The sequence below is a fragment of the Actinosynnema sp. NPDC004786 genome, assembly GCF_053601135.1.
Genome location: NZ_JBSGBG010000006.1, coordinates 1 through 26,540, shown reverse-complemented (window position 1 = coordinate 26,540; position 26,540 = coordinate 1). Strand labels below are relative to the sequence as shown.

Below are 26,540 nucleotides of genomic sequence, written 5' to 3'. Positions count from 1 at the left end.
ACTCCTGCACCATGACCACGGCCCAGGCGGACGGCTGGCTGGCCGCCCTCGCGAAGGAACGCGGCGACCTCGACCGCTCCAGCACCGCCGAGCGCGTGGCGGACAAGCTGCGCGCCGGCGTGCTCGAAGGCGACATCGCACCCGGCCGGCAGCTCAACGAGAAGGCCCTCGGCGACGCCCTCCGGATCTCGCGCAACACCCTGCGCGAGGCGTTCCGCCTGCTCACCCACGAGCGGCTGCTGGTGCACGAGTACAGCAAGGGCGTGTTCGTCCGCCGCCCGGACGTGGCCGACATCGTCGACATCTACGCCGCCCGCCGGGTCATCGAGTGCGGCGCGGTCCGGCGGTGGCCGCACGCCGCCGACGCGGCGAAGCAGGCCGTCCGCGACGCCGTCGCCCTCGGCCTGGCCTGCCGCGAGCGCGGCGACTGGACCGGCGTGGGCACCGCGAACGTCAGGTTCCACCAGGCCCTCACCGCGCTGGCCGGCAGCGCCCGCCTGGACGAGGAGATGGCGCGGCTGCTCGCCGAGGTGCGGCTGGCGTTCCACGTGATGGGCGACCCCGAGGAGTTCCACCGCGACTACCTGCCGCTGAACGAGGCGATCGTGACGCGTCTGGACGCGGGCGAGGTTCGGCAGGCCGAAGAGTCCTTGCTGACCTATTTCGACCGCGCGGAGGACCACTTGGTCACCGGCCTGCGGGCGAAGGGGTAGTTGGTCACGATCCAGCTACGTCATGCGTCGGTAACCCACCTGACATGGTGACGGCTGTCCAACCTCCGGCCTAACATGCGCGACACCGCGTTACCAGGCCGCCGTACGGAGGGGCACATGTCGTCTGCTCGAAAATCGAGCCTCCGCTGGAGCAACTGGAACCTGCTGCTGCTGGTTCCGCTCTTCATGCTCGTCACGCCCTGGTTCAACTCCGATGAGCCGAGGGTGCTGGGGCTGCCGTTCTTCTACTGGTACCAGTTCGCGTGGGTGCCGGTCGGCGTGCTCAGCGTGGGCCTGGTGTACGTGAAGACCAAGGACCAACCCGTCGTCAAGGGCAAGCCGGACCTGCTCGGCGTGGACGACCTGGACGAGGGGGCCAAGTAATGCAGTGGACCGAGTTGGTGGTGTTCAGCGCGCTGTTCCTGCTGGTCACCGTGCTGGGTTTCGTCGCGGCGAAGTGGAAGGCCGGCAGCACCCTCGACCACCTGGACGAGTGGGGCCTGGGCGGCCGGAAGTTCGGCTCCTGGATCACCTGGTTCCTGGTCGGCGGTGACCTCTACACCGCCTACACGTTCGTGGCCGTGCCCGCGCTGGTGTTCGGCGCCGGCGCGCTGGGCTTCTACGCGCTGCCTTACACGGTCGTGTTGTACCCGATCGTGTTCCTGCCGCTGGTCCGCATGTGGTCGGTGTCCCGCGTGCACGGGTACGTGACGCCGGCGGACTTCGTCCGCGGCCGCTACGGCTCCCACTGGCTGGCCCTGATCATCGCCATCACCGGCATCGTCGCCACCATGCCGTACATCGCGTTGCAGCTCGTCGGCCTGGAGGCCGTGCTGCGCACGATGGGCCTCAACGGCTCCGGCATCCTCGGCCACCTGCCGCTGTTCATCGCGTTCGTGATCCTGGCGCTCTACACCTACCAGTCGGGCCTGCGCGCGCCCGCGCTGATCGCGTTCGTCAAGGACACGCTGATCTACATCGTGATCCTGGTCGCGGTGATCTACCTGCCGTCGAAGTTCGGCGGCTGGGGCGCGATCTTCGACAGCGCGCAGGCGAAGTTCGCGGCCACCGAGAACAAGGCCGACGGCATCCTCCTGACCGGCAACAACCAGCTCCAGTACGCCACCCTGGCGCTGGGCTCGGCGCTGGCGCTGTTCCTGTACCCGCACTCGCTGACCGGCATCCTCGCCTCGCGCGGCCGGAACGTGATCAAGCGGAACATGGTCGCGCTGCCCGCGTACTCGCTGCTGCTCGGCCTGCTGGCCATGCTGGGCTTCGTCGCCATCAGCGCGGGGGCCAAGCCGATCACCAACCAGGCCACCGGCCGCCCCGACACCAACACGATCATCCCGGTGCTGTTCGGCCAGGAGTTCCCGAGCTGGTTCGCGGGCGTGGCGTTCGCGGCCATCGCGATCGGCGCGCTGGTGCCCGCGGCGATCATGTCGATCGCGGCGGCGAACCTGTGGACGCGCAACATCTACAAGGAGTACCTGAAGAAGGACGCCACGCCCGCCCAGGAGGCGAAGCAGGCCAAGCTGGCGTCGCTGGTGGTCAAGTTCGGCGCGGTCGCGTTCATCGTGTTCATCGACCCGCAGTTCTCGATCGACCTCCAGCTCATCGGCGGCGTGATGATCCTGCAGACGCTGCCCGCCGTGGCGATCGCGCTCTACACGCGGTGGTTCCACCTGTGGGGCCTCATCGCGGGCTGGGTCGTCGGCATGGGCTACGGCATGTGGCTGCTCTACAACATCGGCAACCCGGCCATCGGCAAGGCGCACTTCGCCGGGTCCGCGCTGCCGCTGGACAAGCTGTCGCTGTTCGGCTGGCACCCGTTCGCGGGCTCCGCGGTGCAGATCTACGTGGGCGCGGTCGCGGTCGTGGCGAACCTGCTGGTCGCCGTCATCGTGACGCTGATCGCGAAGCGGGCCCGGGTGTTCAACGGCACCGACGAGACGCAGGCCGACGACTACCACGTGGACGAGGACAGCGACCGGGTGAAGCCGGTCGCGGCCGTGCACTAGCCGGCCCGGCGCGTTCCGCCCGAGTCCCGCCCGGCCCCCCCGCCGGGCGGGACTCGCGTCGTTCCGGCCCACGCGCGCAGGCGAGGTCACCGCTTCAGCATCCGGGTCAGGCCGGCCGCGACCGTGGTCGCCAGCACCCACCCCATCACGATGAGCCCGGACGCGATCCACTGCGCCTCGTCCGGCGTGTTCCACCGGTTCTTGTTGCCGAAGTCGACGATCGGCACGACCAGGTCGATGGTGAACAGCCACGGGTTCCACGACAGGTGGTCGTCCTGGTTGATCTCCTCCAGCCTCGGCCCGGTCGCGAAGTAGACGCTGCCCAGCAGCCACGTCACCACCAGCCACGCCAACGCGCGCGCCGGGCGGTAGCCGTAGCCCACCATCGCGCGTTGCAGCCAGCTCCACAGCAGCACCGGCGACCGCAGCCACCGCCTGCCCTCCGCGACCGCCCGGTACCGCAGCCGCTGCTTCTCCACCAGCACGGTGGCCGCGTGCTCGTCGTTGCCGCCCGCCCGCAGCATCTCGGCGAACTGGTCGTACGGGCCCGGCCGGTACGTGCGCCGCATCGCCTGCCGCAGCCAGCGCAGCCGCCGCTCGACCTCGGCGTCGTCCCGCAGGTCGATCGGGTGCCGCAGCGAGTCGTAGCGGAACTCCTCCAGGTCGATCCGCCCGGTCGCGGCCCAGAAGTGCTCGTTGTCGTCCAGCACGGTGCACCGCACCTGCCGCAGCGTCACGTCGCCGCGCGGCGGGCTGATCGGGGTCAGCTCCAGCTCCGGCACCTGCAGGCCGAGCAGGTTCAACGGGTGCGCGTCCAGCTTGTCGCCGAGCACCGCGCCCGCGAACGTGGCGATCCGGCCCACCTGCGCCCGCCGCGCCCGCACGCCGCCGTGCGCGACGAACTCCTTCGCGCCGCGGGCGCAGATCAGGTCGCGCCCGACGACCGCGCCGCCGACGTCCAGCGACGGCTTGCCCGCGGGCTGGTGCCGGTACCGGCCGGGCCGGGTGATGCGGCTGCCGCGCAGGTCCAGGTTCGCGCCCACCTGCACGCCCCGCAGCTCCAGCCCGCCGGTCACCTCCACCTCGCGGGCGGCGAAGTTGCTGCCGATGCGCGACCGGTTGCCCAGCACGGCGTCCGCCCGCGGGTTCTCCAGCGTGGACCCGTCGAGGATGAGGCTGCCCCTGGCCTGGAGGTCGACCATGCGGAACTGGCCGCGCACGGTCGCCTGGCGGCCGATGATGTCGCCGCCGACGGTCGTGCCGTCCAGGTGCAGGGCCCGCCCGTACCCGGTCGGCTCGGCGGTGTCGGTGGCCAGCGCGCGGCCGTAGCCCGTGGGCTCGCCGTCGGTCCCGCCCAGCGCGTCGAACGAGCCGCCGGACAGCGACAGCGTGCCGCCGAGCGCGGCGTTGACCATGCGCACCGCGCCCGCGCTGGTGAAGCCCCGGTCGAGCTGCACGTCGCCGTCCACCGTGATGCGGTCGAACACGAGCGTGGCGTTCGGGTCGGAGTGCGGGTCCAGCGCGTCGTCGTCCGCGCGCCCGTCGGCTGCGGTCGCGCCGCGCAGCGTCAACGCCGACTCGACCCGCGCGCCCGCCAGCAGCACGGTGCCGTGCAGCGTGCAGCCGTTCATCAGGAAGTTGCCGCCGACGTGCAGCCCGGTGCCGTTGACCGAGTGGCCGCGCGGGTTCGCCAGCAGGCCGCCGCTGAAGTTGCAGTACCCGCCGACGTGCGCGCCGGCCATCCGCAGCTCGCCGGACACCCGCACCCGCTGCGCCAGCAACCCGCCCGCCAGCTTCATCCGGTCGGCGTGGAACGCGATCCCGTCCGGCGCCCGCAGCACGCTGTCGCGCAACGACAGGGACCCGGCCACGTCCGCGTCGACCAGGTCCACCAGGCCCTCGACCGTGCTGCCCGCCAGCGACACCTCGTTGGCGCAGCTCAGGTTGCGCGCCGACAGGCCGGGCAGCCGGCAGTCGGCGAACTCGATCCCGGCGAGCTTGCCCTGCCGCAGGTCCGGCGGCTCCTCGAACCGGCAGCGCACGAACTCCAGCAGGTAGGGGAACTCCACCGCCCGCAGGTCGAGCACCCCGGTCAGGAACCGGTCCGCCACCCGCACCACCGGCGGCATGCCGGCCCGCCGCCTCGGTAACCGCCAGGTCCCGTCCGCCTCGCCCACGCCGCGCAGCACCTCGGCCGCGGCCATCCGGGCGGAGCGCGGCGGGCTGGGGTCGAACACGTCCAGCCCCCGCGCCCCCGCATCGCTCATGCGATCGACAATAGAACCCGCCCCGGACCGCCGGGGCGGGTTCGGCTCACGCGCCGCGCGGCCCCTGGTGGGTCGGGTCGAGCACGCGAGCCAGGAACGACTGCGTCCGCTCGTGCCGCGGCGCGCCGATGACCTGCTCGGCCGGGCCCTCCTCGACGACGTACCCGCCGTCCATGAACAGCACCCGGTCGGCCACCTCGCGGGCGAACTGCATCTCGTGGGTCACCACGAGCATCGTCATGCCCTCGTCGGCGAGCTGGCGCATCACCCCGAGCACGTCGCCCACCAGCTCCGGGTCCAGCGCCGAGGTCGGCTCGTCGAACAGCATCACGTCCGGGTCCATCGACAGCGCCCGCGCGATCGCCACGCGCTGCTGCTGGCCGCCGGAGAGCTGCGCGGGCATGGCGTTGACCTTGTCCGACAGCCCCACCCGCTCCAGGTTGCGCAGCGCGACCTCCTGGGCCTGCTTCGCGTCCCGCTTGAGCACCTTGCGCTGCGCCACCGTGAGGTTGTTCAGCACGCTGAGGTGCGAGAACAGGTTGAACGACTGGAACACCATGCCGATCTTCGTGCGCGCGGCGTCGATGTCCACGTCCGGGTCGGTCAGCTCGACCCCGTTGACCACGATCTTCCCGCCGGTCGGCTCCTCCAGCAGGTTCACGCAGCGCAGCAGCGTGGACTTGCCCGAGCCGGACGGCCCGATGATGCACACGACGTCACCGCGGTCCACCCGGACGTCGATGCCCTTGAGCACGTCCAGGGAGCCGAACGACTTCTTCAACCCGGTGATCTCGACCGCGGGCTCGGTCACGCGGACACCCCCAACCCCGTCGATTCCGGCGTGCTGACCTTCTTGCCACCCGTGCGCCGCTCCAGGTACCGCGACAGGTGGCCCAGCGGCAGCGTGATCAGCAGGTAGCACAGGCCGACCACCAGGATCGGGGTCAGCGACGGCGACCGGCTCAGCGTCTCCCGGCCGAACTTCGTCAGCTCGTACTGGTCGCGGGCCAGGCCGATGATGTAGATCAGCGACGAGTCCTTGGTGAGCAGGATCAGCTCGTTGGTCAGCGGCGGCAGGATGATCCGGAACGCCTGCGGGATCACCACCGTGAGCAGCGTGCGCCCCTGCGACATGCCCAGCGACCGGGCCGCCTCGATCTGGCCCTTCGGCACCGCCTGGATGCCCGCGCGGATCGTCTCGGCCATGTACGCGGCCCCGACGATGCCCAGCGCCAGCATCACGGTGGAGTAGATGTCGAACTGGAGCCCGAACGCCAGCGGCACGCCGAAGCTCAGGGCGATGAACACCAGCAGCGCGGGCACGCCGCGGAAGAACTCGATGTAGATGGTGGCCAGCCACCGGTACGGCGCGACCGGCGACAGCTTCATGAGCGCCAGCACCAGCCCGAGGGCGAGGCCGAACGCGAAGCCGAGGGCCGTGTAGACGAGCGTGTTCTTCAACGCCACGGTGATGGCGTTCGGGAACATCTCGGCGGCGATGTCGAGGTTGAAGAAGCTGCGCTGGATCTCGCTCCAGTCGGCGACGACCGCCAGGATGCCGGCGACCACCACCAGCAACACGTACTGGCCGACGCGGAACGCCTTGGCCCGTTGTCGCTTGGAGAGTGCCATGTGGGGTTACCTCGTGGGTGGGGTGGACAAGGCGAGGGGCCGGTGCTCGGCGGCACCGGCCCCGCGGTCAGCCGGTTACTTCGACTCCGGCTTCTTGCCGAACCACTTCTCGTAGATGCGGTCGTACTCTCCGCTGTCCTTGGCCTTCTTCAGGACCTCGTCGACCTTGGCCTTCAGGGCGGTGTTGCCCTTCTTCATGCCGATGCCGTACTTCTCCTGCGTGTCGAACTCCGCCACCACGGCGGTGTCCGGGAACTCCTTGACGTAGTCCAGCAGCACGCCGTTGTCGTTGATCGCCGCGTCCACCGCGCCGGTGCGCACGGCGGTCTCCATCAGCGGCAGGTCCTCGAACTGGACGACGGTGTAGCCGTGCTTCGCCGCGTTCTCGTTGGCGTAGATCTCGCCCGTGGTCTCGAGCTGCACGCCGATCTTCTTGCCCTTGAGGTCGTCGAGGGACTTGACCGGCGAGTCCTTCTTGACCAGCAGCGCCTGCGAGGCGTCGAAGTAGGGCTCGGAGAAGTCGATGACCTCCGCGCGGTCCGGCTTGATGGTCATGCCGGCCGCGGCCAGGTCGCACTTGCCGGTGTTGAAGACCTCGCCGGAGGTGATGGTCTCGAACGGGGTGTCGAAGATCTCCTGAGTGACGTTCAGTTCCTTGGCCACCAGGTCCACCAGGTCGACGTCGAAGCCGACCGTCTTGTCGCCCTCGGAGAACTGGAAGGGCTTGTAGGACAGGTGGGTGCAGGTGACCAGCTTGCCGCTCTGGACCAGGGTGATGCCCGAGCCGCTGTCCTGCGAGCCGGTGTTCACCTTGGTCGCGCAGGCCGTCAACGTGAGCGCCAGGGCGAGCACGGGATACACGGCGAGCGCAGCGTGCCTGGTACGACGGGCCACGGCGTCACTCCTCGTAACTGTGTCGGTCGAGTGCCCGGCATACTGCCACTTGGGTGACTCCCTGCACAGCACGTGGGTGTTACAGAGCTTCGGTGCGCGTGAATCTGTGCGTCACAGCGCCCGAACGGCGGCAAATTGTTCAGCCACTTGGCGTTAATCACACAATTCATTCACCCTCAGCGCCCGTGTGACGACGATCCGTCAACAAGCTGGCGACCAGCGCCGTCCACCCCGTCTGGTGCGTCGCGCCCAGTCCCTCGCCCGTGTCGCCGTCGAAGTACTCGCTGAAGGTGACGTGCTCGCGCCACAAGGGTGAATCCGTGGACTCGATCCGCTTGCCGTCCGCGGGCCGGCGGCCGTCGTGGTCGGGCAGGAACAGCGACACCAGCCGCCTGACCAGCTCGTCCGCCGCCTGGCCCGCCGTGACGTGCCGCTGGCTGCGGGTGGGAAGTTCCACGTGGAACCGACCGCCGTGGAACTCCTCGACCGTGCGCAGGGCCTCCACGAGCAGCGCGTTGGTCGGGAACCACACCGGGCCGCGCCAGTTGGAGTTGCCGCCGAACATCGGCGTGCGCGACTCGCCCGGCTCGTAGCCCATCCGGTGCTCCTGGTCCGCGACCTGCACCTCCAGGCCCTCGCGGTGCGCCGCGGACAGGCTGCGGATGCCGTGCGGCGAGAGGAACTCGCCCTCGTCCAGCATCCGGCTCAGCACCCGCCGCAGCTTGCGCTCGTCCAGCAGGCTGAGCAGCGCGCCGCCGCCGCTGCGGCTGAGGAACTGCTGCAGCTCCGGCCGCTTCGACAGCAGGTGCTCCAGCCGCCGGGCGAAGTCGGGCAGCTCCTCGAACACCCACGGCTCCAGCACCGCGCAGGCCAGCACCGGGATCAGGCCGACCATCGACCGCACCCGCACCGGCTGGGACTCGATGTGCCCGTCCGGCAGCCGCCGCGACACCACGTCGTAGCAGAAGCCGTCGGTCTCGTCCCAGATGCCGCGCCCGCCGGAACCGAACTGGGTGGACGCCTCGGCGATGCCCAGGAAGTGCTCCACGAACTTGGTCGCCACGTCCTCGTACGACTCGTCGTGGCGGGCCAGCTCCAGCGCGATCTGCATCAGGTGCAGGCTGTAGGCCGCCATCCAGGACGTGGCGTCGGACTGCTCCAGCCGCCACTGGCCCAGCATCGGCTCCGACCGGTTGACCGGGCCGATGTTGTCCATGCCGAGGAAGCCGCCCTCGAACAGGTAGCTGCCGTCGGCGTCCTTGCGGTTGACCCACCACGAGAAGTTGAGCAGCAGCTTGTGGAAGATCTTGGCCAGGAACCTGCGGTCCTTGACCTCCTCGGACCGGTAGACCTGCAACGCCGCCCACGCGTGCACCGGCGGGTTGACGTCGCCGAACTCCCACTCGTAGGCCGGGAGCTGGCCGTTCGGGTGCATCAGCCACTCCCGGCACAGCAGGAGGAGCTGCTCCTTGGCGAACGCGGGGTCGACCTTCGCGAACGGCACGGTGTGGAACGCGAGGTCCCACGCGGCGAACCAGGGGTACTCCCACTCGTCCGGCATGGAGATCACGTCGGCCACGTCGAAGTGCCGCCAGTGCGCGTTGCGGGCGTGCATGTTCTTGCGCGACTTCGGCGCGGCGGGCTGCGCCGGGTCGCCGTCCAGCCACTCCGCGGTGCGCAGCCGGTAGTGCTGCTTGGTCCACATCAGGCCCGCCAGCGCCCGCCGCACGATCAGCGCCCGCTTCGGGTCGAGGTCGGTGTGGTGGAACTCGTCGGCCTCGGCCCGCCGCTGGTCGACGGTGTCCTGGAAGCTCGGGCCGAACGCGTCGAGGTGGCCGTCGCCGTCGACCAGGCGCAGCCGCACGGTGACGGACTCGCCCGGCTCGACCGGGTCGAACGAGTACCAGGCGGCGACCTTGGTGCCGGGCTCGCTGGTGTCGTCCGGGCCGATGACCTGGCACGCCGTCGCGTCGCGGCCGACGACGTACCGGTCGATGCCGTCCTTGGTGTAGCGGGTCGGGTTGCGCGCGGTGCCGAACAGCTCGACCTCGTTGGTCTCGTTGTCGGTGACCAGCAGCGTCGGCGTGCCCTCGACGTGCAGCGTGTAGCGGCCCAGCGCGCCGTGCTCGGCGGTGATCCGCCGCCAGCCGTCTCGGGTGCAGGCGCGCAGGCCCGGCTTGCGGTCGTCGCGGCCCCACGCCCACGTGTTGCGGAACCAGAACTGGGGCAGCAGGTGCAGCGGGGCCGGGTCGGGGCCGTGGTTGGTGGCGGTGATCTCGACGCAGATGTCCTTGGGGTGGGCCTTCGCGTAGCTGACCCGGACGTCGAAGAAGCGGTTCTCGTCCAGCGCGCCGGTGTCGGACAGCTCCGGCTCGCGGTCGGTGCGGCTCGCGCGCTTGGCCATCTCGCGCAGCTCGGCGTAGGGGAACTCGCGCTGCGGGTACCGGTAGACGACCTGCATCCACGAGTGCGTCGGCGTGCCGTCGGTCACCCACCAGTGCTCTTTGACGTCCTCGCCGTGGTTGCCCTCGTTGTTGGTGAGCCCGAAGTACCGCTCCTTGAGGATCGGGTCACGGCCGTTCCACAGCGCGACGCCCAGGTTGAGGAACCCGTGCACGTCGCAGATGCCCGCGATGCCGTCCTCGCCCCACCGGTAGGCCCGCGAGCGGGCGTGGTCGAAAGGGAAGGACGTCCACGCGTCACCGCCGGCCGAGTAGTCCTCGCGGACCGTTCCCCACTGGCGTCCGGCCAGGTAGGGGCCCCAAAGACGCCAGGGTGCGGTCGGTGAGTCGGCTTCCGCCAACCGCCTCCGCTCGGCCTGCCCGCTGTGCTCGTTCACTCGGCCAGTGTGCGGCATCGGTTCAGTAAACCGGTTACCGACGGGTTCAGGTCACAGCTGCGCGCCGTGTCGGCCAAGGCTCGCCCGGTGGTCTGAACGGCGCTCACCGGGCGCTGCCGAACGGCCGATCACGGACCGTTCGGCAGCACCCGGACGGGCGTGACGATCCCCTGTCCGCAGTAGCGGAGCCCCGGGGGTCGGGCGCGGGTCGTCCCGGTTCGGCCCGACGGCTGCCCCTAACGGCGGGCGTGCGCGTCCAGCACCACGGCCACCGCCTCGGTGATCCGGGCCGCGTGCCCCAGGTGCAGCCACTCGTCCGGCACGTGGCAGTTCGAGTCCGGCCCGACCGCGCCCGTGACCAGGAACTGCGCCTGCGGGTACGCCTCGTGCAGCAGCGCCATGAACGGGATCGAGCCGCCGAGCGCCACCGTCCGCCACGGCGCGTCGAACACCTCCTCGCCGACCCGGTCCAGGGTCGCGCGCAGCCACGGCGCGAGCGCCGGCGCGTTCCACCCGTCCGCGAACTCGATGCGGGACAGCTCCACGGTCGCCCCGTAGGGAACGTCCGTCGTCAGCGCCCGCTGCACGGCCTCGATGGACGCCTTGGAGTCGGCCGTCGGCGGCAGGCGGAAGCTCAGCACGAGCGTGGTGAACGGCCGCAGCACGTTGCCCGCGTCGTCCGGCTCGGGCAGCCCGGACGCGCCGGTCACCGACAGCGTGGGCCGCCACCCGGCGTTGAGGGCCAGCTCCACCTCTTCTCCGGTCACCGGCCGGGTCCCCGCGGCCCACGGCACGCTGTCGACCAGCACGCCGGGCGCGGCGGACACCGCTTCGCGCACCTCCGCCACCCGGTCCGCCGGGATGTCCACGTGCATCTCGCGCACCAGCACCTCGCCGGTCGCGGAGTCCTCCAACCGGTCGAGGAGCTGCCGGGCGATCCGGAACGACGACGGCACGATCCCGCTCGCCATGCCCGAGTGCAGGCCGCTCTCCAGCACCCGGACGGTGACCGTGACCTGCGCCAACCCGCGCAGCGACGTGGTCAGCCACATCCGGTCGTAGTCGTTGCCGCCCGAGTCCAGGCACACCACGAGCGACACGTCGCCGAGCCGCGGCCGCAGGTGGTCCAGGTACGCGGGCAGGTCCGGGCTGCCGGACTCCTCGCCGGTCTCCAGCAGCACGACGCAGCGCGCGTGCGCGCCGCCCGCCCGCCGGACGCCCTCGATCGCGGCGATCGCCGCGTACCCCGAGTAGCCGTCGTCGGCCGCGCCGCGCCCGTACAGCCGGCCGTCGCGCACGACCGGCGTCCACGGCCCGAGGCCCTCGCCCCAGCCGCCGACCGGCGGCTGCTTGTCCAGGTGGCCGTACAGCAGCACGGTGTCGGACGTCTCCGCCGTGCCGGGCACGTCCACCAGCAGCACGGGGGTGCGGTCGGGCAGTTGGACGACCTCGACCCGCGCGCCCGGCAGGTCGCGGTCGGCGAGCCAGGCGCGCACGTGCTCCACCGCGGCGGCCAGGTGGCCGTGCTCGGCCCACGCCGGGTCGAAGATCGGGGAGATCGCGGGCACCGCGACCAAGGCGGACAGGCTCGGGAGGATTTCGTCGTCCCAGAGCCCGCGAACGGTACGGGTCAGCGCTGAACGGTCCACGTGCCGAATCCTGTCACGGCGCACCGGCCCGGGGCCGGTTTCGCGTCGTGGAAATGGTCGGTCCGGCCGAAGGTCGGTAGTCCATCCACCGCGAGGGTGCCTACGTGGCGGTTCGCGGCGGACGCGGCGTGTCCGGAACGGCACGCATCGTGGTTAACGATCGGTAACCGGGACACGGGTGTTCGACCACCGAACGTTCTACTCGGACGGCCGAAGATTGGCCGTCCTACCGTTCCCGCACGTCAGACCGCTGTACCGGAGATTACGAAGTGGGACGGGGCTCACCATGTCGAGTGAGGCCATGTCAGGATGTGGATGAGAACACCGTCAGCGCCGACGGTTGCCCGACCCCCACACCCCGGGGGCGACGGCGACTGGCGGTGCAGCCGCGCAGGATCGCCACAAGCGACCGGGCGGCCTCGTAGACGAGGAGACAAGGCGCATGTCGTCCCCCGAGAAATGGACGCACCCAGGGCCGGATGCCGCGCCGGCCACTGCTGCCAAACCGACGGCTGAACAGGTGATCGCAGGCTTGCGAGCGACAGACGAGGGCGGCGCCGACCTGGTGCAGCTGCTCACCCCCGAGGGCGAGCGCGTCCGGCACCCGGATTTCGACATCGACATCACGGCCGAGGAGCTGCGCGGGTTGTACCGCGACATGGTCCTGGTCCGGCGGGTCGACCGCGAGGCGAACGCGCTGCAGCGCAAGGGCGAGCTGGGCATCTGGGTGCCGCTGCTCGGCCAGGAGGCCGCCCAGATCGGCGCGGGCCGGGCGCTGCGGCCGGAGGACATGGCGTTCCCCAGCTACCGGGAGCACGGCATCGCGTGGACGCGCGGGATCAAGCCGACCGACCTGCTCGGCATCTTCCGCGGCACCGACAACGGCACGTGGGACCCGGTCGAGCACCGCTTCCACCCCTACACGATCGTCATCGGCAACCAGGTGCTCAACGCCGCCGGGTACGCCATGGGGCAGAAGTTCGACGGCAAGGTCGGCGACTCCGACGGCGAGGCCACCATCTGCTTCTTCGGCGACGGCGCGACCAGCCAGGGCGACGTGCACGAGGGCTTCGTGTGGGCCGCGGTGTACGACGCGCCGCTGGTCTTCTTCTGCCAGAACAACCAGTGGGCCATCTCCGAGCCGACCGAGCGCCAGTCCCGCCTCCCGCTGTACCAGCGGGCCCGCGGCTACGGCTTCCCCGGCATCCGGGTCGACGGCAACGACGTGCTGGCCACGCTCGCCGTCACCCGCTGGGCGCTGGAGGAGTGCCGCCAGGGCAACGGCCCGATCCTGATCGAGGCGTTCACCTACCGGATGGACGCGCACACCACCTCCGACGACCCGTCGCGCTACCGGCTGTCCGACGAGCTGGAGCTGTGGAAGCTCAAGGACCCGATCGAGCGGGTCAAGGTGCACCTGGTCAAGCAGCAGTGGGCCGACCAGGCGTTCTTCGAGTCGATCGAGGCCGAGGCCGAGCAGATCGCGATCGAGCTGCGCGACTACTGCGTCAACCTGCCCGACCCGCCGCCCGGTCGGATCTTCAGCGAGGTCTACGCCGAGGGCAACCCCGTCCTGGAGGCGCAACGCGACGAGTTCCTGGCCTACCACGCCGGGTTCGCGGGAGGTGAGCACTGATGGCCGCTCCGACGATGGACCGCCCCACCGCCGACAGCACCGGCGCGCCCGCGGTGCAGACGTTGACCATCGCGAAGGCGTTGAACAACGGGCTGCGCGCGGCGATGGAGGCCAACCCCAAGGTCATCGTGATGGGCGAGGACGTCGGCAAGCTCGGCGGCGTCTTCCGGATCACCGACGGCCTGCAGAAGGACTTCGGCGAGCAGCGCGTGCTGGACACCCCGCTGGCCGAGTCCGGCATCATCGGCACCGCCGTCGGCCTCGCGATCCGCGGCTACCGGCCGGTGTGCGAGATCCAGTTCGAGGGCTTCATCTTCCCCGGCTTCGACCAGATCGTGTCCCAGGTCGCCAAGCTGCACTTCCGCACCCAGGGCCGGATCAAGGTCCCCATGGTGATCCGGGTGCCGTTCGGCGGCGGCATCGGCGCGGTCGAGCACCACTCCGAGTCGCCCGAGTCGTACTTCGCGCACACCGCCGGCCTCAAGGTCGTGTCGTGCTCGAACCCGGCCGACGCCTACTGGATGATCCAGCAGGCCATCGACTGCGACGACCCGGTGCTGTTCTTCGAGCCGAAGCGGCGCTACTACGAGAAGGGCCAGGTCGACACGACCGCCGCGCCCGGACCGCTGTTCGAGTCGCGGACGCTGCGCGCGGGCACCGACGTCACGGTGGTGGCCTACGGGCCGATGGTGCGCACGTCGCTCGACGCCGCCGCGGCGGCCGAGGAGGAGGGGCGTTCGCTGGAGGTCATCGACCTGCGCACGCTGTCCCCGCTCGACCTCGCGCCGGTGTACGAGTCGGTGCGGCGCACGGGCCGCCTGGTCGTGGTGACCGAGGCGCCGAGCGAGTCCTCCATCTCCAGCGAGATCGCGGCGAAGGTGCAGCAGGAGTGCTTCTACTCGCTGCAGGCGCCGGTGCTGCGGGTGACCGGGTTCGACACCCCGTACCCGCCGTCGAAGCTGGAGGAGGAGTTCCTCCCCGACCTCGACCGGGTGCTGCACGCCGTCGACCGCTCGCTGGCCTGGTAGGGGGAGAACTGTGCCGCAGTACAAGCAGTTCGCCATGCCCGACACGGCGGAGGGGCTGACCGAGGCCGAGATCCTCACCTGGCACGTCAAGCCGGGCGACGCGGTGAAGGTCAACCAGATCATCGTCGAGATCGAGACGGCCAAGGCGGCCGTCGAGCTGCCGTGCCCGTGGGACGGCGTGGTGACCGAGCTGCTGGCCGAGGTGGGCCAGACGGTCGAGGTGGGCGTCCCGATCATCACCATCGACGTGGACCCGTCCGGCGCGGCGCCCGCGCCGGCGCCGGTCGCGGGTTCGGCTCCGGCGTCGGCCGGGTCCAACGGCAAGATCGGCGAGGAGATGCCGGGCGGCCGGATCGCCACGCTGGTCGGCTACGGCCCGCGGGCGGGTTCGGCCAAGCGCCGTCCCCGCAAGGACGCGCCCGTGCCGGTCGCCGCCACCCCGGCGGTCACCCCGCCTCCGCCTCCGCCTCCGCCTCCGCCTCCGCCGGCCGCGCCCAAGCCCGCGCCCGCCCCGGTGGTCGCGGAACCGGTGGCCCCGGGCGGTTACGTGCCGCTGGCCAAGCCGCCGGTGCGCAAGCTGGCCAAGGACCTGGGCGTCGACCTGCGCGCGCTGGCGGGCTCCGGCCCGGGTGGCGTGATCACGCGGGAGGACGTCGAGCAGGCCGTCGCGCCCGCGCCCGCCGCGCCGGCCGCCGCGGACCGGGGCGCCCGGGAGCGGCGCGTGCCGATCAAGGGCGTCCGCAGGGCGACCGCGCAGGCGATGGTGGACAGCGCGTTCACCGCGCCGCACGTCACGGAGTTCCTGGCCGTCGACGTGACCCCGATGATGGAGCTGCGTGCCCGGTTGAAGGACCGGCCGGAGTTCCGGGGCGTCAAGCTCACCCCGCTCGCGTTCGCGGCCAAGGCGGTCACCCTGGCCGTCCGCCGCACGCCCGACGTCAACGCGACGTGGGACGAGGCGGCGCAGGAGATCGTCTACAAGGACTACGTGCACCTGGGCATCGCCGCCGCCACGCCGCGCGGCCTGGTGGTGCCGAAGGTCCGCGACGCCGACCGGATGTCGCTGCGCGAGCTGGCCGTGGCCCTGGAGTCGCTCGCCACGACCGCCCGCGAGGGCAAGACGCCGCCCGCGGACATGGTGAACGGCACCATCACCATCACCAACGTCGGCGTCTTCGGCGTCGACACCGGCACCCCGATCATCAACCCCGGCGAGTCGGCCATCCTGGCCCTGGGCGCGATCCGGGACATGCCGTGGGTGGTGGACGGCCAGGTCGTGCCGCGCAAGGTGTGCCAGCTCTCGCTCAGCTTCGACCACCGCGTGGTCGACGGCCAGCAGGGCTCGCAGTTCCTGGCCGACGTGGGCGCGCTCCTCGCCGACCCCGGCGTGGCGATGACCTACTGATCCACCCGTTCCGCTGAACGCGACAGGGCCGGCGTCCACCTCGGGCGCCGGCCCCGTCGCGTTAAATCGCTGGAAGTTCCAGCGGCTGGAAAGTCCAAGGTGGTCCCCGTGACGCACTACTCGATCGGCGAACTAGCGCGGATGACCGGGCTGTCCACGCGGACGATCCGGTTCTACTCCGACACCGGCGTGATCCCCGTGGCGGGGCGCACGGCGGGCGGGTTCCGCACCTACGACGTCGACGGGCTGGCGCGGCTCAAGCTCGTGCGGACCCTGCGCGACCTGGGCGTGGACCTGCCCACCGCGCAGCGGGTGCTGGCACGGGAGGTGTCCGTCGCCGAGGTGGCGCGGACTCACGCGGAAGCCATCGACGCGCAGATGCGCACGCTCCGGTTGCGCCGGGCCGTGCTGCGGGTCGTGGCGCGGAACGGGGAGGTGGAGATGGTGCACGAACTGGCGCGGCTGTCCGAGGAGGAGCGGCAGGCGATCCTGGACGACTTCTTCGAGGAGGTGTTCGGCGGGCTCGACCTGGAGCCGACGTTCGAGCAGCGGATGAGGTCGGTCCGGGTCGAGCTGCCGGACGACCCGACGGCGGAGCAGCTGGAGGCGTGGATCGAGCTGGCGAACCTGGTGCGCGACCCGGACTTCCGGGCGTCGATCCGGCGGATGTCGGAGAGGCACCAGGAGATGCGGGCGCAGGGCGCGGACCTGTCGCCGAGCTCGCCGGCGCAGCTGGAGGCGTTCCAGTACGCGATCGCGCAGGCGCGCGAGGCGCTGGACGCGGGCGTCGACCCGCGCTCGCCCGGGGCGGCCGCCGTCGTGGCCCGGATCAACGAGAAGTGGTCGTCCGCGATGGACGTGCCGGTGGGCCCCGAGCTGTCCCGCCGGCTGGAGGAGTTCGGCGACCCGAGGGCCGAGCGCTACTGGCAGCTGATCGCCAAGGTCAACGGCTGGGAGACGCAGGTGCCCGACACCATCGCCGAACGGGCGTGGCTGGTCGAAGCGAGCCGCTGACTACTCCCGGACCAGGCAGAACGGGTGACCCGCCGGATCGGCGAACACCCACCACACCTCGCGGGAGTCGTCCAACAACCGCCCGCCCGACCTGAGGACCTCGGCCTTGGCCACGCCGAGGTCCTCCACCCCGATGTCCAGGTGGAACTGCTGCGGCTTGCGCGGATCGGGCCACTCCGGCGCGACGTACTCCCGCACCCGCTGGAACCCGAGCACCACCGACTCCGTGTGCAACGTGGACCAGTCCTCGTCCACGCTCCACCGCCGATCGGGCCGGTCGACCTCACCACCGAGGAGTCCCCGGTAGAACCAGGCGAGCGCCCGCGGTTCGGGGCAGTCGAGCACGACGCACTGCAACATCCCCACCATGCCCCGAACCTACCCACGCGCCGGGACGACGGCGGGCGGGGTCTCCCGCGTCCGGAGACCCCGCCCACTTCCCGGGCGGCCCGACGGCGGCCCGGGGAGATCAACTCACTTGATCTGCATCCCCGAGATGGCCCGCGACACGACCAGTCGCTGGATCTCCGACGTCCCCTCGAAGATGGTGAAGATCTTCGCGTCGCGGTGCATGCGCTCCACCGGGTGCTCGCGCGTGTACCCCGCCCCGCCCAGGATGTGGATCGCGCGCTCCGTCGCCCACACGGACACCTCGCCCGCCTTGAGCTTCGACATCGACCCCTCGCCCGCCGTGAACGGGACCTGGTTGCGGCCCATCCAGGCCGCCCGCCAGACCAGCAGCCGGGCCGCGTCGATCTCCATCCGCATGTTCGCCAGGTCGAACGCGATCGACTGGTTCTCGATGATCTTCCGGCCGAACGCCTCGCGGTCCTTCGCGTACTCCAGCGCGTACTCGTACGCCGCACGCGCGACGCCCACCGCCATCGCGCCGACGGTCGGCCGGGTCGTCTCGAACGTGGCCATCGCCGCCTGGCCGCCGGCCTTCTGCCCCTCCCGGGCCCGCGCCAGCCTGGCCTCCAACCGCTCCCTGCCGCCCAGCAGGCACCGGCCGGGCACGCGCACGTCGTCCAGGAACACGTCGGCCGTGTGCGAGGCGCGCATCCCGTGCTTCTTGATCTTCCCCGGCGACGACAGCCCGCGCGTGCCGGGCGGCACGACGAAGCCCGCCTGGCCGCGCGCGCCCAGCGCCGGGTCCACGACCGCCGTCACGACGTGCACGTTGGCGATCCCGCCGTTGGTCGCCCACGCCTTCTGCCCGTTGAGCACCCACTCGTCGGCGGCCTCGTCGTACACCGCCCGCGTCCGGTAACCGGCCACGTCGGACCCGGCCTGCGGCTCGGACGCGCAGAACGCGGCCAGCTTCGGGTCGTCCTCGGTGCCGAAGCACTCGGGCACCCACTCCGCCAGCTGCTCGGGCTCGCCGGAGGCGAAGATCCCCGCCGCCGCCAGCCCGGTGCCCATCAGGGCCAGCGCGATGCCGGCGTCACCCCAGAACAGCTCCTCGGTGGCGATGGGCAGCGACAGCCCGATCGGGTCGGCGAACCACGTGGCCAGCGACTCGAACCCGTACAGGCCGATCTTGGCGGCCTCCTGGATCACCGGCCACGGCGTCTCCTCGCGCTCGTCCCACTCCGCCGCGGCGGGCCGGATCACGTCCTTCGCGAAGCCGTGCACCCACTCGCGCAGGTCGACCTGGTCCTCGTTCAGCTCCAGCGAAAAACCGCCCATGGTCCCCTCACGCCTTCGGAATGTTGAACAGGCTCATGAACCCCGCCGCGAAGCCGAGGTCGCCCTTGACCTTGAGCTTGCCGGTCATGAACAGCACCGGGGCCGACGCGTTGCCGGTGGCGAGCTTCAGGAACTCCACCGGTCCCAACGTCACCGTGGCCCGGGGGTCACGGGTCGCGCCCTTGTTGATCGCGCACTCGGCGTTCTCGATGATCACCTCGTACACGTCGTCGTCCGGCGTCCCGCCGGTCAGGTGGAAGTGCACGACGGCGCGCGTGGCGCCCGCGCGGTCGGCGCGGAAGTGGACCTCCATCCGCCGGAACACCTCGTCCAGCACGCGTGCGCGCAGCCCCGGCCGGGACGTCACGGCGTCGATCTGGCCCTTGGACGCCCGCGAGATGATCCGCGCGAAGTTCTGCGCGTCCATCCTCGCCAGGTCGAGGTCCGCGCCGCCGTCGGCCAGCGCCCCCAAGGCGTCCAGCAGGTCGGCGAACTCGTCCTCGCCGAGCTTCTTCGGGTCGATCCCGCGCGCGATGACGTCGATGTCGACGCCCGCGAGCGCCGGGTCGCCCGGGTCGACCTGCCTGAGCGTTGAGATCAGCTCCCGCGGGCTGAGCTTCGCGATCGCCTCGGTGGTGAGGTCGATGGTCATGTGGCACCTCCGCTACCTACTGGCAGGTAAATCTACTGGCGAGTAGGTAAGGCGGCAAGGGGCGCGGAGTAATCTTGTCGCAGCCATCCAGGGGGTGCGATGCACGCAGAGCAACCGGTTCGGTCGGGTCGGGCCAAGAGGCTGCCACGCGCGGTGCGCGAGCGGCAGATCATGGACGCCGCGGTCGACGTCTTCTCGCGCTTGGGGTTCCACGCCGCGTCGATGGACGAGATCTCCGAGGTCGCCGGCATCTCCAAGCCCATGCTGTACGCCTACCTGGGTTCCAAGGAGGAGCTGTTCGCCACCTGCATCCGCCGCGAGGCGACCCGGATGATGGAGGCGATCGCCCACGGCGTCGAGGCCGAGGAGCCGCCGGACGTCCAGCTGTGGAGCGGCCTGCGGGCGTTCTTCGGGTTCGTCGGGGAGAACCGGGCGAGCTGGCAGGTGCTGCACCGGCAGGCGTCCTCGCAGGGCGGGCCGTTCGCGGAGGAGCTGGCGGACATGCGCGGCCGGGCGATCAGCCTGGTGGCGGCCCTGCTCGTGCACTCGTCGGACTTCGCCAACGTGCCGCGGGCGGGCGACAAGGAGGCCGAGTCGCTGGCCGCAGCCCTGGTCGGGGCGGGCGAGTCGCTGGCCGACTGGTGGCTCGACAACCCCGAGGAGCCGGCCGGCGTCGTCGCCGCCCGGCTCATGAACCTGGTCTGGATGGGGTTCGGGGACCTCGTGGCGGGCGACGTGTGGCACCCGCCGTCGCGGCGGTCCGTCGCGGACGGCAGCGCCTAGGCCAGCGCGCCCTTCAGCACGGCCGCCGCCTGGTTGATGGCGGCTTCGGCGGCGGGGGTCCCGCGCAACGCGTTGAGCATCACGAAGTCGTGGATCACGCCCTGGTAGCGCACCGCGGTCACGGGCACGCCGGCCTCGCGCAGCTTGTTCGCGTACGCCTCGCCCTCGTCGCGCAGCACGTCGGCCTCGGCGGTGATCACCAGCGCCGGCGGCAGCCCGGCCAGCTCCTCCAGCGACGCCCGCAGCGGTGACGCGGTGATCTCCGCCCGCTGCGCCTCGTCGGTCGTGTACTGGTCCCAGAACCACTGCATGCCGTCGCGCCGCAGGAAGTACCCCTCGGCGAACTCGTGGTACGACGGCGTGTCGAACGACGCGTCCGTCACCGGGTAGAACAGCACCTGCTGCCGGAACACCACGTCACCGCGCCGCTTGGCGAGCAGGGTCAGCGCCGCGGACAGGTTGCCGCCGACCGAGTCGCCCGCCACGGCCAGGCGCGACGCGTCCAGCCCGTGCGCGGCGCCCTCGGTGGTGATCCAGCGCGCGACGGCGTAGCTCTCCTCCAGCGCGACCGGGTAGCGGGCCTCGGGCGAGAGGCTGTAGTCGGGGAAGACCACGGCCGCGCCCGCGCCGACGGCCAGCTCGCGGACCAGCCGGTCGTGCGTCCGGGCATTGCCGAACACCCAGCCCGCGCCGTGGATGTAGAGGACGACGGGCAGCGTGCCGGTGGCGCCGGCCGGGCGGACGACGCGCACGGGCACCTCGCCGACGCTCACCCACTCCTCGTCCACCTCGGGCTTGGCCACCTCGCCGGACTGGACCTCGTCCACCGCCTTGCGGCCCTCGACCGGGCCGAGGTCGAACAGGTACGGCGGGGTGGCGGTCGCGGCGGCGAACGCGGCGGCGGCCGGTTCCAGGACGGTCATCTCGGGCTCCTCGGGTCGTGCGGTCGAACCTGACACCACGAAACATAGGCCGCGATTACATCGTGCGCAATCTAAATGGGCACAGGTGTATCGTGGCTCCTGTCACAAGTGGAGGGACGACGGACATGCGGGACTTCAGCCTGGAGCTGGACGACCAGCTCTGCTTCGCGCTCTACGCCGCCTCGCGCGCCGTCACCGCGCGGTACCGGCCGCTGCTGGACGACCTCGGCCTCACCTACCCGCAGTACCTGGTGCTGCTCGTGCTCTGGGAACGCGGCCCGGTGCCGGTCAAGGACGTCGCCGCCGCGCTCCAGCTCGACTACGGCACGCTGTCGCCGCTGCTCAAGCGGCTGGAGGCGGCGGGCCTCATCCGCCGCGAGCGCCGGCCGGACGACGAGCGCTCGGTCCGGCTCGTGCTCACGGAGGAGGGCGACGCGCTGCGCGAGCGCGCCAAGGACGTGCCGCCCGCGATGGGCGCGGCGATGAACCTCGGCGAAGCCGACACCGAGCGGTTGCGCGCCCTGCTGCGCACGCTGGCCGACAACGTCAGCCGCTGATCACGCCCTCCACGTGCGGCCGGTCCGACCACAGCGCGAACCGCCACCCGTCGCCCGTCGGCGCGGCCGAGAAGTCGACCGCGCCCGGCAGCAGGACCGGCGCCTTGAACCGCACGTCGACCTCGTAGGCGTCGGGCAGCCTGCCCTCGAACGCCGCGACGCACCGCGCCTTGGACCACATGCCGTGCGCGATGGCGCGCGGGAAGCCGAACGCCCGGGCGGTCAGCTTGCGCAGGTGGATCGGGTTGCGGTCGCCGGACACGTCCGCGTACCGCCGGCCGAGGTCGGCGGGCAGCCGCCACCGGGCCGTGGGCGCGGGCGGTTCGGCGCGCGGCGACGGCTCCTTCGCGGTCCCGCCCTCCCGGCGCAGATATGTCGACACATCGACCCACACCTCCTCGCCGTCCACCGACACCGTCGTGACGACGTCGAACTGCCGGCCGCGCTCGTGCGGCCGCAGGTCCGCCAACGCCACGTGCAGCGACAGCGGTTCGGCGGCGCGCAGCGGCCGGTGCTGCCGGATCCGGTTGGCGACGTGCACCAGGCCGGGCAGCGGGAACGGGAAGCCGGGACCGGTCATCAGCCGGACCTGGAGCCCGAAGCCCAGCACGTGCGGGTAGGTGATCGGCAGCTCGTCGCGCACGCCGAACCCGCACACCCGGCCGTACCGGGCGAGGTGCTCCGGGTCGACGGTCACCTCGGCGTCCAGCGAGGCGTCGGGCAGCTCGTCGCCGCGCCGGGTGAACCCCGTCAGCGCGGCCTTGGCGTAGAGGAAGGTCAGGTTCGCCATCACGCCCCCAGCAGGCTCTGGCCGCACACCCGCACGACGTTGCCGTTCACCCCGGCCGACGCCGGGTGCGCGAACCACGCGATCGCCTCGGCGACGTCCACCGGCAGGCCGCCCTGGGACAGGCTGTTCATCCGCCGCCCGGCCTCCCGGATGACCAGCGGCACCGCGGCCGTCATCCTGGTCTCGATGAACCCCGGCGCGACCGCGTTCACCGTGGCGCGGCCCTCGACCCGCCGCGACAGGGAGTCGACCATGCCGATCACGCCCGCCTTGGTGGTGGCGTAGTTGGTCTGGCCGACGTTCCCGGCGATGCCGGCGATGGACGACACGCCGACGATCCGGCCGTTGGGCCGCAGGGCGTCGGCGGCGAGCAGCGCCTCGTTGACCCGCAGCTGCGAGGCGAGGTTCACCGCGACCACCGCGTCCCACCGGTCGGCGTCCATCCGCCCGAGCGTGCGGTCGCGGGTGATGCCCGCGTTGTGGACCACGACGTCCACGCCGCCGTGCCGCTGCGAGAGGTGGTCCACGATCCGCGCGGGCGCGTCCGCCGCGGTGATGTCGAGCTGGAGCGCCGTCCCGCCCACCCGGTTGGCCACCGCGGACAGCTCGTCGCCCTGCGCGGGCACGTCCAGGCACACGACGGTCGCGCCGTCCCGCGCCAGCACCTCGGCGATCGCCGCGCCGATGCCCCGCGCCGCGCCGGTGACCAGCGCGACCTTCCCGGCCAGCGGCCGGTCCCAGTCCGCCGGGGCCGCCACGTCGGCCGGACCGATGCGCACCACCTGGCCGGACACGTACGCCGACCGCCCGGAGAGCAGGAACCGCAGCGTCGACTCGACCGCGCCCTCCGCGCCCGGCGCGACGTGCACCAGCTGGGCCGTGGCGCCCCGCTTCAGCTCCTTGCCGACGCTGCGCGTGAACCCTTCCAGCGCGCGCTGCGCGACCTGCGACTCCGCCTGCTCGGGCGGTGTGCCGAGCACGACCACCCGGCCGCACGGCGCGAGCGACCGGATCACCGGGTGGAAGAACCCGTGCAGCTCGCGCAACCGCTCGACCGAGTCGATGCCGGACGCGTCGAACACCAGCGCGCCGTACCGGACCCCGTCGGCCGGGGCGGTCAGCACGTCCAGACCCATCGACTTCGCCACCCCGCCCGCGGCGTCGGCGAGCCGGCCGCCGTCGCCACCGCCGAGCAGCACGGGACCGTCGAGCGGGGGCTTGCCGGGCGAGTGGCGGCGCAGCGGGTGCGGATCGGGCAGGCCGAGCCTGCCGACGACGAACCGCCCGATGCCGGACCTGGCGAACGACTGGTATCGATCCATGCGGACATCACACTCCCTACTCGGTAGTAAGTCTACTGATGAGTAGCTAACATTGACCCCGACCCCGGCCACCACCCTGGAGGACGACATGGCCCGAGTAGCCATCCTCGGCGGCAACCGCATCCCGTTCGCCCGCTCGAACGGCCCCTACGCCACGGCGTCGAACCAGGACATGCTCACCGCCACGCTCGACGGCCTGGTGAGCCGGTTCGGCCTGCAGGGCGAACGGCTCGGCGAGGTGGTCGCGGGGGCGGTGCTCAAGCACAGCCGCGACTTCAACCTGGTGCGCGAGGCCGTGCTGGGCAGCAGGCTGTCCGCCGAAACGCCCGCGTACGACGTGCAGCAGGCGTGCGGCACCGGCCTGCAGGCCGTGATCGCGGTGGCGAACAAGATCGCGCTCGGCCAGATCGAGGTCGGCGTCGCGGGCGGCGTGGACACCACGAGCGACGCGCCGATCGGCGTGAACGAGGACCTGCGCGGCGTGCTGCTGGAGTTCAACCGGGCCCGCACCGCGGGCGCGAGGCTCAAGGCGGCGCTGAAGCTGCGGCCCAAGCACGTCGTGCCGGACGTCCCGCGCAACGGCGAGCCGCGCACCGGCCTGTCGATGGGCGAGCACGCGGCGATCACCGCCCGCGAGTGGGGCATCGGGCGCGAGGAGCAGGACGAGCTGGCCGCCGCCAGCCACCGCAACCTCGCCGCCGCCTACGAGCGCGGGTTCTTCGACGACCTGGTCACGCCGTACCTGGGGCTGACCCGCGACCAGAACCTGCGGCCGGACTCGTCGGTGGAGAAGCTGGCGCGGTTGAAGCCGGTGTTCGGCCGGGGCGAGGGCGCGACCATGACGGCGGGCAACTCCACGCCGCTCAGCGACGGCGCGTCGGCCGTGCTGCTGGCGTCGGAGGAGTGGGCGGCGGCGCGGAACCTGCCCGTGCTGGCCTACCTCACGTTCACCGAGACCGCGGCGGTCGACTACGTGCACGGCGGCGAGGGGCTGCTGATGGCCCCCGCGTACGCGGTGCCGCGGATGCTCGCGCGAGCCGGGCTGACGCTGCAGGACTTCGACTTCTACGAGATCCACGAGGCGTTCGCGTCGCAGGTGCTGGCGACGTTGAAGGCGTGGGAGGACGCGGACTTCTGCAAGGGCCGGCTGGGGCTCGACGCGCCGCTGGGCGCGATCGACCGGTCGAAGCTGAACGTCAACGGCTCGTCGCTGGCCGCCGGGCACCCGTTCGCCGCCACCGGCGCGCGGATCGTGGCGACGCTGGCGAAGCTGCTGGCGGAGCGCGGCTCGGGCCGGGGGCTCATCTCGATCTGTGCGGCGGGTGGTCAGGGGGTTACGGCGATCGTGGAGCGTTAGCACGCTTGTTACTCCGAACGGGTGTTAGAGGTAACACAACGCGTTCCCGTTTCGCTTCCTAGGCATGAACCACTCACGGCTCTTCGCCGCAGTCGTGCTGGTGGCGGCGTCCTGTGCTGCCTGCGGGGATTCGCCTCGTGAAGCCACCACCGTCCGCATCGGCGTCACCGCGTCGGCCAACGAGCCCCGGGTCGCGCTCACCAAGACGGTCGTCGACCGGTTGGCCGAAGCCGTCGACCGGGGCGTGACCCGGGTCGTGGTGTACCGGCAGGGTGACGCCTCCGGCAGCGCGTACTCCGACGAGGACTTCACCGTCCGCGACGGCAACGACCTGGAGACCGACGCGGCGGCGCGCGAGCTGGGCTTCGAGCAGAACCTGAACCGGCTCGCCGGCCGGCTCAGCGAGCTGGGTGGCACCAGCGAGGACCTCGACCCGCTGTCCGTGCTCGCGGACATGGCCACCGCCGCCGGCCCGGCCGTGCTGGTGCTGCAGAGCAGCGGGCTGCAGACGACCGACCCGATCGACCTGACCCGGCTGGGGCTCGACTTCGACATCGCGTCGGTGGTGGCGTCGGTGCCGGACGACGCGCTGCCCGAGCTGACCGGCAAGGACGTCATCTTCTCCGGGCTCGGCCAGGCGGTGGGCGACCAGCCGCCGCTGCCGCCCGCCGCGCGCGACGCGCTGGTCGAGCTGTGGCTCGGCATCTGCGCCAAGTTCGGCGCCAAGAGCTGCACGAACGACCCCGAGCCGGTGCCCGGCGGCGCGTCGATCGGCCGCGCCGACGTGCCGGTGGTGGACATCGGCGAGGTCGTGCACCAGGACGCGTTGGTGCACCTGCCCAACTCCGTGCTGTTCAAGGCGGGCAGCGACGAACTCGCGGCGGGCGCGCGCGAGGTGCTGGAGGAGGTGGCGCGGAAGTTCGACAACCGCACCACCGCGCGGGTCATCGCCCGCACGGCCAGCTCGGCGTCGCCGGAGGCCGCGATCGACCTGACCCAGCGGCGCGGCCGGCGGGTCGTGTCGGCGCTGACCGAGCTGGGCGTGAGCCGGGCGGCGTTCACCGAGGTCGTGGGCGCGGGCTTCACCTCGCCGCTGGCCGTGGACCTCGACCGCGCCGGCGACCTGATCCCGGCCGCCGCCGCCCGCAACCGCTCCGTCGTGGTCGAACTGGTCGAACCGAAAACCAGCAGCTGACCCGCGTGTCCTACATCCAGAACGCGCGTGTCCTACATCCAGAACGCGCGTGTCCTACATCCAGAACGCGTGAGTCCTAGAGCGTTATTCAGAAGGTTGATCTTGGGGTGGCAGCGCAACAGCCCCGTCTGGGTAGGGTCGGTTTCCTCTCACAGAAGCTCGACCAACCACAGG

General features: G+C 71.6%; 23 protein-coding genes. 11 read left to right on the top strand and 12 right to left on the bottom strand.

Translation table 11 applies throughout. The features are described from left to right. The first annotated feature begins 11 nt into the window (after nt 1-11). The 3 genes from ACWEFJ_RS06890 (at nt 12) to mctP (ending at nt 2,734) form a co-directional block, all read left to right on the top strand. Nucleotides 12-713, top strand: a complete 702-nt coding sequence (locus ACWEFJ_RS06890; RefSeq protein ID WP_449713187.1) for a GntR family transcriptional regulator — start codon at nt 12-14, stop codon at nt 711-713. Between the two features lie 117 nt (nt 714-830). After that, nucleotides 831-1,097 carry a DUF3311 domain-containing protein gene (locus ACWEFJ_RS06885; RefSeq protein WP_378083874.1) on the top strand — a complete coding sequence of 89 codons (267 nt, stop codon included), beginning with the start codon at nt 831-833 and terminating at the stop codon, nt 1,095-1,097. After that, a complete protein-coding gene (gene mctP, locus ACWEFJ_RS06880) occupies nt 1,097-2,734 on the top strand; it encodes a monocarboxylate uptake permease MctP (RefSeq protein ID WP_449713186.1) in 1,638 nt (545 codons plus the stop codon). Before ACWEFJ_RS06885 ends, mctP begins: the two co-directional genes overlap by 1 nt. 86 nt (nt 2,735-2,820) lie before the next feature. Here the strand turns inward: mctP and ACWEFJ_RS06875 are convergent, their stop codons facing one another. From ACWEFJ_RS06875 to ACWEFJ_RS06850, 6 genes are all read right to left on the bottom strand, one after another. After that, complete coding sequence (locus tag ACWEFJ_RS06875; RefSeq protein WP_378083878.1) at nt 2,821-5,001, bottom strand: hypothetical protein; 2,181 nt, start codon at nt 4,999-5,001, stop codon at nt 2,821-2,823. A 46-nt stretch (nt 5,002-5,047) separates the two neighbouring features. Then, complete coding sequence (locus tag ACWEFJ_RS06870) at nt 5,048-5,812, bottom strand: amino acid ABC transporter ATP-binding protein (RefSeq protein ID WP_449713185.1); 765 nt, start codon at nt 5,810-5,812, stop codon at nt 5,048-5,050. After that, complete coding sequence (locus ACWEFJ_RS06865) at nt 5,809-6,633, bottom strand: amino acid ABC transporter permease (RefSeq protein WP_378083881.1); 825 nt, start codon at nt 6,631-6,633, stop codon at nt 5,809-5,811. Before ACWEFJ_RS06865 ends, ACWEFJ_RS06870 begins: the two co-directional genes overlap by 4 nt. A gap of 75 nt (nt 6,634-6,708) precedes the next feature. Beyond that, the gene (locus ACWEFJ_RS06860; RefSeq protein WP_378083882.1) at nt 6,709-7,527 is read right to left on the bottom strand and encodes a transporter substrate-binding domain-containing protein; all 819 of its coding nucleotides are present in this window, start codon (nt 7,525-7,527) and stop codon (nt 6,709-6,711) included. A 166-nt stretch (nt 7,528-7,693) separates the two neighbouring features. Next, nucleotides 7,694-10,366, bottom strand: a complete 2,673-nt coding sequence (locus ACWEFJ_RS06855; RefSeq protein ID WP_378083885.1) for an MGH1-like glycoside hydrolase domain-containing protein — start codon at nt 10,364-10,366, stop codon at nt 7,694-7,696. Between the two features lie 236 nt (nt 10,367-10,602). Continuing rightward, nucleotides 10,603-12,015, bottom strand: coding sequence for a M20/M25/M40 family metallo-hydrolase (locus tag ACWEFJ_RS06850; protein ID WP_449713184.1), 1,413 nt, complete (start codon nt 12,013-12,015; stop codon nt 10,603-10,605). A gap of 442 nt (nt 12,016-12,457) precedes the next feature. Between ACWEFJ_RS06850 and pdhA the strand changes: the two genes are divergently transcribed. The 4 genes from pdhA to ACWEFJ_RS06830 all read left to right on the top strand — a co-directional run bounded on the left by pdhA (nt 12,458) and on the right by ACWEFJ_RS06830 (nt 17,098). Then, complete coding sequence (pdhA, locus tag ACWEFJ_RS06845) at nt 12,458-13,651, top strand: pyruvate dehydrogenase (acetyl-transferring) E1 component subunit alpha (RefSeq protein ID WP_378083888.1); 1,194 nt, start codon at nt 12,458-12,460, stop codon at nt 13,649-13,651. Next, complete coding sequence (locus ACWEFJ_RS06840) at nt 13,651-14,679, top strand: alpha-ketoacid dehydrogenase subunit beta (protein ID WP_378083889.1); 1,029 nt, start codon at nt 13,651-13,653, stop codon at nt 14,677-14,679. Before pdhA ends, ACWEFJ_RS06840 begins: the two co-directional genes overlap by 1 nt. A gap of 10 nt (nt 14,680-14,689) precedes the next feature. Beyond that, the gene (locus ACWEFJ_RS06835) at nt 14,690-16,084 is read left to right on the top strand and encodes a dihydrolipoamide acetyltransferase family protein (protein WP_449713183.1); all 1,395 of its coding nucleotides are present in this window, start codon (nt 14,690-14,692) and stop codon (nt 16,082-16,084) included. A gap of 108 nt (nt 16,085-16,192) precedes the next feature. Next, entirely contained in the window at nt 16,193-17,098 is a 906-nt protein-coding gene (locus ACWEFJ_RS06830) for a helix-turn-helix domain-containing protein (RefSeq protein WP_449713182.1), read from the top strand. Here the strand turns inward: ACWEFJ_RS06830 and ACWEFJ_RS06825 are convergent, their stop codons facing one another. The 3 genes from ACWEFJ_RS06825 to ACWEFJ_RS06815 form a co-directional block, all read right to left on the bottom strand. Further along, the gene (locus ACWEFJ_RS06825; RefSeq protein WP_449713181.1) at nt 17,099-17,467 is read right to left on the bottom strand and encodes a VOC family protein; all 369 of its coding nucleotides are present in this window, start codon (nt 17,465-17,467) and stop codon (nt 17,099-17,101) included. 105 nt (nt 17,468-17,572) lie between these two features. Then, nucleotides 17,573-18,787, bottom strand: coding sequence for an acyl-CoA dehydrogenase family protein (locus ACWEFJ_RS06820; protein WP_449713180.1), 1,215 nt, complete (start codon nt 18,785-18,787; stop codon nt 17,573-17,575). 7 nt (nt 18,788-18,794) lie between these two features. Continuing rightward, a complete protein-coding gene (locus ACWEFJ_RS06815) occupies nt 18,795-19,439 on the bottom strand; it encodes an SCP2 sterol-binding domain-containing protein (RefSeq protein ID WP_378083900.1) in 645 nt (214 codons plus the stop codon). Between the two features lie 99 nt (nt 19,440-19,538). On the opposite strand from ACWEFJ_RS06815, the gene ACWEFJ_RS06810 reads away from it, so the two are divergent. Beyond that, a complete protein-coding gene (locus ACWEFJ_RS06810; RefSeq protein ID WP_449713179.1) occupies nt 19,539-20,222 on the top strand; it encodes a TetR/AcrR family transcriptional regulator in 684 nt (227 codons plus the stop codon). Here the strand turns inward: ACWEFJ_RS06810 and ACWEFJ_RS06805 are convergent. Then, on the bottom strand, nt 20,219-21,145 hold the full coding sequence (locus ACWEFJ_RS06805; RefSeq protein ID WP_449713178.1) for an alpha/beta hydrolase: 927 nt from the start codon (nt 21,143-21,145) through the stop codon (nt 20,219-20,221). The two genes, ACWEFJ_RS06810 and ACWEFJ_RS06805, sit on opposite strands and share 4 nt — an antisense overlap. Nucleotides 21,146-21,270: 125 nt before the next feature. On the opposite strand from ACWEFJ_RS06805, the gene ACWEFJ_RS06800 reads away from it, so the two are divergent. Continuing rightward, nucleotides 21,271-21,702: a MarR family winged helix-turn-helix transcriptional regulator gene (locus ACWEFJ_RS06800; protein WP_378083908.1), complete on the top strand. Its 432-nt coding sequence runs from the start codon at nt 21,271-21,273 to the stop codon at nt 21,700-21,702. On the opposite strand, the gene ACWEFJ_RS06795 is transcribed toward ACWEFJ_RS06800, so the two are convergent. After that, the gene (locus ACWEFJ_RS06795) at nt 21,692-22,492 is read right to left on the bottom strand and encodes a MaoC family dehydratase (protein ID WP_449713177.1); all 801 of its coding nucleotides are present in this window, start codon (nt 22,490-22,492) and stop codon (nt 21,692-21,694) included. The genes ACWEFJ_RS06800 and ACWEFJ_RS06795 overlap by 11 nt on opposite strands. After that, nucleotides 22,492-23,814, bottom strand: coding sequence for a 3-oxoacyl-ACP reductase (locus tag ACWEFJ_RS06790; RefSeq protein ID WP_449713176.1), 1,323 nt, complete (start codon nt 23,812-23,814; stop codon nt 22,492-22,494). The genes ACWEFJ_RS06795 and ACWEFJ_RS06790 overlap by 1 nt, the downstream gene beginning before the upstream one ends. Before the next feature lie 88 nt (nt 23,815-23,902). Here ACWEFJ_RS06790 and ACWEFJ_RS06785 point away from each other — a divergent pair, with 88 nt between their 5' ends. Continuing rightward, nucleotides 23,903-25,171, top strand: a complete 1,269-nt coding sequence (locus ACWEFJ_RS06785) for an acetyl-CoA C-acetyltransferase (RefSeq protein ID WP_449713263.1) — start codon at nt 23,903-23,905, stop codon at nt 25,169-25,171. A 64-nt stretch (nt 25,172-25,235) separates the two neighbouring features. After that, the gene (locus tag ACWEFJ_RS06780; protein ID WP_449713175.1) at nt 25,236-26,366 is read left to right on the top strand and encodes an OmpA family protein; all 1,131 of its coding nucleotides are present in this window, start codon (nt 25,236-25,238) and stop codon (nt 26,364-26,366) included. The last annotated feature ends 174 nt before the right edge of the window (nt 26,367-26,540 follow it).

Bases quoted from the DNA above. Each gene is read 5' to 3' on its own strand.
- mctP (WP_449713186.1), top strand. From the start codon at position 1,097: ATGCAGTGGACCGAGTTGGTGGTGTTCAGCGCGCTGTTCCTGCTGGTC.
- ACWEFJ_RS06785 (WP_449713263.1), top strand. From the start codon at position 23,903: ATGGCCCGAGTAGCCATCCTCGGCGGCAACCGCATCCCGTTCGCCCGC.
- ACWEFJ_RS06805 (WP_449713178.1), bottom strand. From the start codon at position 21,145: ATGACCGTCCTGGAACCGGCCGCCGCCGCGTTCGCCGCCGCGACCGCC.
- pdhA (WP_378083888.1), top strand. From the start codon at position 12,458: ATGTCGTCCCCCGAGAAATGGACGCACCCAGGGCCGGATGCCGCGCCG.
- ACWEFJ_RS06840 (WP_378083889.1), top strand. From the start codon at position 13,651: ATGGCCGCTCCGACGATGGACCGCCCCACCGCCGACAGCACCGGCGCG.
- ACWEFJ_RS06790 (WP_449713176.1), bottom strand. From the start codon at position 23,814: ATGGATCGATACCAGTCGTTCGCCAGGTCCGGCATCGGGCGGTTCGTC.
- ACWEFJ_RS06890 (WP_449713187.1), top strand. From the start codon at position 12: ATGACCACGGCCCAGGCGGACGGCTGGCTGGCCGCCCTCGCGAAGGAA.
- ACWEFJ_RS06875 (WP_378083878.1), bottom strand. From the start codon at position 5,001: ATGAGCGATGCGGGGGCGCGGGGGCTGGACGTGTTCGACCCCAGCCCG.
- ACWEFJ_RS06865 (WP_378083881.1), bottom strand. From the start codon at position 6,633: ATGGCACTCTCCAAGCGACAACGGGCCAAGGCGTTCCGCGTCGGCCAG.
- ACWEFJ_RS06780 (WP_449713175.1), top strand. From the start codon at position 25,236: ATGAACCACTCACGGCTCTTCGCCGCAGTCGTGCTGGTGGCGGCGTCC.
- ACWEFJ_RS06795 (WP_449713177.1), bottom strand. From the start codon at position 22,492: ATGGCGAACCTGACCTTCCTCTACGCCAAGGCCGCGCTGACGGGGTTC.
- ACWEFJ_RS06825 (WP_449713181.1), bottom strand. From the start codon at position 17,467: ATGGTGGGGATGTTGCAGTGCGTCGTGCTCGACTGCCCCGAACCGCGG.
- ACWEFJ_RS06820 (WP_449713180.1), bottom strand. From the start codon at position 18,787: ATGGGCGGTTTTTCGCTGGAGCTGAACGAGGACCAGGTCGACCTGCGC.
- ACWEFJ_RS06885 (WP_378083874.1), top strand. From the start codon at position 831: ATGTCGTCTGCTCGAAAATCGAGCCTCCGCTGGAGCAACTGGAACCTG.
- ACWEFJ_RS06800 (WP_378083908.1), top strand. From the start codon at position 21,271: ATGCGGGACTTCAGCCTGGAGCTGGACGACCAGCTCTGCTTCGCGCTC.
- ACWEFJ_RS06815 (WP_378083900.1), bottom strand. From the start codon at position 19,439: ATGACCATCGACCTCACCACCGAGGCGATCGCGAAGCTCAGCCCGCGG.
- ACWEFJ_RS06810 (WP_449713179.1), top strand. From the start codon at position 19,539: ATGCACGCAGAGCAACCGGTTCGGTCGGGTCGGGCCAAGAGGCTGCCA.